This window comes from Desulfobulbaceae bacterium, assembly GCA_015231515.1.
GTDB lineage: Bacteria > Desulfobacterota > Desulfobulbia > Desulfobulbales > VMSU01 > JADGBM01.
On the sequence record JADGBM010000174.1, the window covers coordinates 1 to 4,535 of the forward strand.

Consider the following 4,535-nt stretch of genomic DNA (forward strand, 5'->3'; position numbering starts at 1 on the left):
GCATCGTTTCGCAGATTAGACGGCGGTTTAAAGTGATTGAGGCCAAGGCTAAAGCCATCCGGAAGAAGAATAATCAAAGTACAACAGAAACTGGTTTGTCAAATGTGTAGACCTGACCATATTATCTATACTATGATATATAGCTGTCTTTTCGGATCAAGTCCGCGCCGCATAGAAATGGTGAAACTTTCTGAGCAACCCCAAATAATTCATCGCTTAACAGAGCCATCTTAACAAATATTTGACGACACCTATGGCCAGAACAAAAATCTTCGCAACTCTGGAACCGGCAACAGCTAATAAAACCTTTATTTAAAATATTCGCGGTGAATTACTATGTCTCAGCAAAAATCTGGCCCTGACAATACCCATACACCAGTTGCCGTAAACGCCAGAACACAAACGAAAAATCCAAAATTTTTCATTTTCATTTTCATACTTTCTCTGTTCCCGGCCATTATTCTCCCAGCCTATACTATCCGGGTAATATTTCCATCCTTCAAGAACCTCCATTTAACACAAATAGAGACAGAAGCACTCCGTGTTGGCAAGCACCTTGCCGACATGCTGATTCATTCCGAGGAACAAAAGCCTCTGAGCCCTTCACTTATTACAACAGAAATAGTTGCAGAAATTGGACACCTGATAAAGAATTTTGGCCTCATAAAGTTGAAAATTTTTGGTTACGATGGTGAAATTCTCTACTCAACAGATGCCTCGGAAATTGGTGACATTAACAAAAAAGCATATTTTCATGAGATTGTCGCTAAGGGAACGCCATACTCAAAGATAGTGCAGAAAAACAAAAAAACACTTGAAGACCAGCTTGTCAGATTTGATGTTGCCGAAACTTATGTGCCGATCATGCATAACGGTACCTTCTTAGGAGCTTTTGAGATCTACTACGACATAACCGAACAACACAGAGCTTTGAGTAAGCAGATCAAGGCCTCAACCCTGGTTCTACTTGGCATAGGTGTGTTCTTTCTAGTGGTGGTATTTCTCTCCTTCATAAAAGAGATCAAGTCTTTGCGACAGGAAAACAGGAGGAGGTTGGAGCTCCATGAGGCAAAAGAGATGGCGGAGCAGGCCAGCAGGGCAAAAAGTGAATTCATGGCTAACATGAGCCACGAGATCCGCACCCCAATGAACGGCATAATCGGTTTTACCGATTTACTTCTGGCTGGTAATGAAGAGAACCGGAAAGAGTATCTCACCTTGATAAAAAACTCGGCAAACAGGCTGATGGGTCTGATTAATGATATTCTTGACTTTTCAAAGATCGAGGCCGGTGGACTTGATCTGGAGACAATTCCCTTTCAGCTGCCAGATTTCATGTCAAACACCTTGAAAGAGATTGCTGTATGTGCTCAGGAAAAGGGGATTGAACTTGTCTATTCGGTAGACCCCGATATTCCAAATAATCTTGAAGGTGATCCGGGTCGTCTACGACAGGTTCTTATAAATCTTGTCGGTAACGCAATCAAATTTACCCATGAAGGTGAGATTGAGATCCAGGTGAATCAAGTTACCAACCTGGAATACCTGGCAGATAAAAATAGTGTGCCAAAAGTCACTCTACAGTTCAGTGTTCGTGACACAGGAATAGGAATTCCGAAAGAGAAACACAAGGCCATCTTTGAGTCATTCGTCCAGGCAGACGGATCCATGACACGCAAATATGGTGGTACTGGGCTGGGGTTGACAATATCCTCCAAGCTTGTCTCTATGATGGGAGGTGAAATCTGGGTTGACAGCCGGCCTAAACAGGGAACCACTTTTTTCTTTACTGCGGAGTTTACAGTCTGTGGAGATACACAAAAACAACCGACTTTAATCTCCTACGATGACCTCTCTCACCTCAACACACTCATTGTTGATGACAACTCTACAAACCTGAAGATCCTCTCAGAGATGATAGGCAGGCATGTTGCCTCAGTTGAGTTGGCCAACACACCATCTCTTGCTCTTGAGAGAGTGCGGCAGAAAGCCTTTGACTTATTTCTTGTCGATGTGCAGATGCCGGAAATGGACGGCTTTACCCTGGTGAAGGAACTAAAAAAGATTCCAGCTGCGGCAGAAACTCCAATTATTCTGCTAACCTCATTAGGCCAACGGGGACAAGCTTCCTTGGCCAAAGAGCTTGGTGTTACGGGCTATTTACTCAAGCCTATAGGCTATGCTGAACTTATTATAGAAGTCCGCAAAGCGGCTGGAGAGAAGACCTCCGAACCGCCACAGCAGCAGCTGGTTACTCGGCACCACCTTCGTGAAGAGAAAAGCGTCGTCCCCCAACTTCTTCTGGCAGAAGATGACCCCGTCAACCAAACGCTAGCCGTTGCAGTGCTCGAGGATAGTGGTTATTCCGTCACTGTAGCCGAAAACGGGGGCAAAGCACTGCAACTTTTTGAAACCAGAGAGTTCCAGGCCATACTTATGGATATCCAGATGCCTGTTCTTGATGGTTTCGAGGCCACTAAAGCGATTAGAGCGATCGAGAAAAAAACAGGCTCTCATATCCCTATAATTGCGATGACTGCCCACGCCATGAAAAAAGATAAAGAGCGTTGCATTGAAGCTGGAATGGATGGTTATATTCCAAAACCAATTGATATCGAAATGCTCAAAAAAGAATTAGATGCAATCTTGGGAAAGGAACTCTAGTGAAGAGTAAAAAAAACATTTATTTTGTTTCTGGTTGTACCGGCATTGTTGCAATGGATGTAGGAAAATCCCTTCTGGGTCAATTTCCGGAAACAATCTTTCATGAAGAAAAATTTCCTTTTATAAAAAATATCTCTGATGCTCTGAAAACTCTCAACTATATACTCAGACAATCTTCAGGGTCGAAACCAATAGTATTTAGCAGTCTGGTTAACCCCGAAATAAGAGAAGTTTTTAACCACTCTGAAGTAGAGCTCTTTGATATTTGTGATGCTTTCCTTGATCGTCTCGAAAACTGTCTACATGAAAAAGCACTGCTCCTGCCTGGTTTCTCGAGGTTTATCGATGACAACGGTATCTCTAACAGGGCCAAGGCGATCGATTACTGCCTTGAGCATGATGATGGCAAAAGAACTGACGATTACGACAAAGCTGATGTTATTGTGCTCGGGGTATCCCGTTCCGGAAAGACACCTCTTAGTATTTATCTTGCGACTCACATGAAGCTTAAAGCAGCAAACTACCCTCTGACCGAAGAGACTTTGAACAGTTACCGCCTCCCTGAAGGAATCAGCAAAAACATAAAAAAAACCGTAGGTTTGACCACAAATCCCGAGATACTCAGCCAGATACGACAAGAACGCTACCCGAACAGTAATTACGCAAAACGTTCAGAGTGTCTGCAGGAGTTGAGGCAAGCGGAACAGATTTATCAAAAATATCACATTCCATACATCAATACTTCTAGAAAATCTATTGAGGGGCTAGCGGCTCAAATTTACCAGGAAATTGGTCCTTACAAAAAGACAAGTCTCTTGAATGAAACGAACCCGCTAATAGAAAGACGAATTTATGATAGATACATCATAAAAGATGTTTATTTAATGGTACAAGGAGATTACATCGGCCAACTGGTCGATATCAGTGAGAGAGGATTGGCCTTTTTGCCCATTACTTCGTGTCCTTTAAAGGATAGATGGAACGTAGTATTAGTTAATAAAATAAAAAACATATCAACCACAGAACTATCTTTAAAGGTTATTCGCCCTGACAATCAACATACATCGAAATCGTTTGACACATCACCAAAACCTATTGCCGCTATTTTTGACTTTCCCAGTAGCAAAGAGCAGGGTTTAGTTAAGGAGTTTATCCGGCAGTCCTGCTGACCTCAAGGGGGCACCAGCGCTCAGAGGTTGTGCTCGTTTTAATGATCGGGCACCGAAGTAAAATTAACGGCGGTCATTGATCTATGTTTCATGGCCATGCCTTTCTCGATTCCTGCTTCACAATAATCGTGGTACGTCCCTGAATAAATTCGTCCCTGAATAAATTTCCCTGAATAAATTCATATTTCAAGACTTCTGACCCCAGGCACGTGCCCATATCAATCCAAAGCGTTTGGCTTCAACACTTTCTGTCCTTGTTTGGTCAACCGGTATTTCTGCAATTTGCTTCTTGGCTTATCAGGGATTGTCATTTCAATAAGCTCTGCTTCTAATGCTGGCTGTAGATAGGATTCCACGAAACTGTCACGATGTTTGAGTTCCAGAATCTGCTGCATTTCAGATCGGCTCATTTCGCCACCCATGATGGACAGCAGCCTCACGACTTGCCCGGTAACTTGCCCGGTGACTTGCAAAATGGGTTTCACGTAGAGGAAAACAACGCGCACATAACTGTCGCGGATTTCAAAAGCCTCTTTCCCGTATGCTTTGAGGATGCGCGGTACACCGGAGCCAAGATGTTCGACGATTTCCAGATCGCGGAATACCCGCATGATCTCCTTATTGCGGGGGACGGAACAGCCTCCGAAAAAATCTTCTTTGGTGACACCATAGGGCAAACCGCCCATGGAGGTGACTTCGGCG

At 43.5% G+C, this 4,535-nt stretch carries 2 protein-coding genes and 1 pseudogene; 2 read left to right on the plus strand and 1 reads right to left on the minus strand.

From position 1 onward, the window contains the following. Positions 1-336 precede the first annotated feature (336 nt). Both HQK80_15645 and ppsR read left to right on the plus strand, forming a co-directional pair. The gene (locus HQK80_15645; protein ID MBF0223626.1) at positions 337-2,664 is read left to right on the plus strand and encodes a response regulator; all 2,328 of its coding nucleotides are present in this window, start codon (positions 337-339) and stop codon (positions 2,662-2,664) included. Continuing rightward, positions 2,664-3,833 (plus strand): pyruvate, phosphate dikinase/phosphoenolpyruvate synthase regulator, encoded by a 1,170-nt coding sequence (gene ppsR, locus HQK80_15650; GenBank protein ID MBF0223627.1) that lies wholly within the window; start codon positions 2,664-2,666, stop codon positions 3,831-3,833. The genes HQK80_15645 and ppsR overlap by 1 nt, the downstream gene beginning before the upstream one ends. Positions 3,834-4,324: 491 nt before the next feature. On the opposite strand, the pseudogene HQK80_15655 reads toward ppsR, so the two are convergent. Continuing rightward, positions 4,325-4,535 (minus strand): annotated as a pseudogene (locus HQK80_15655) (transcriptional regulator).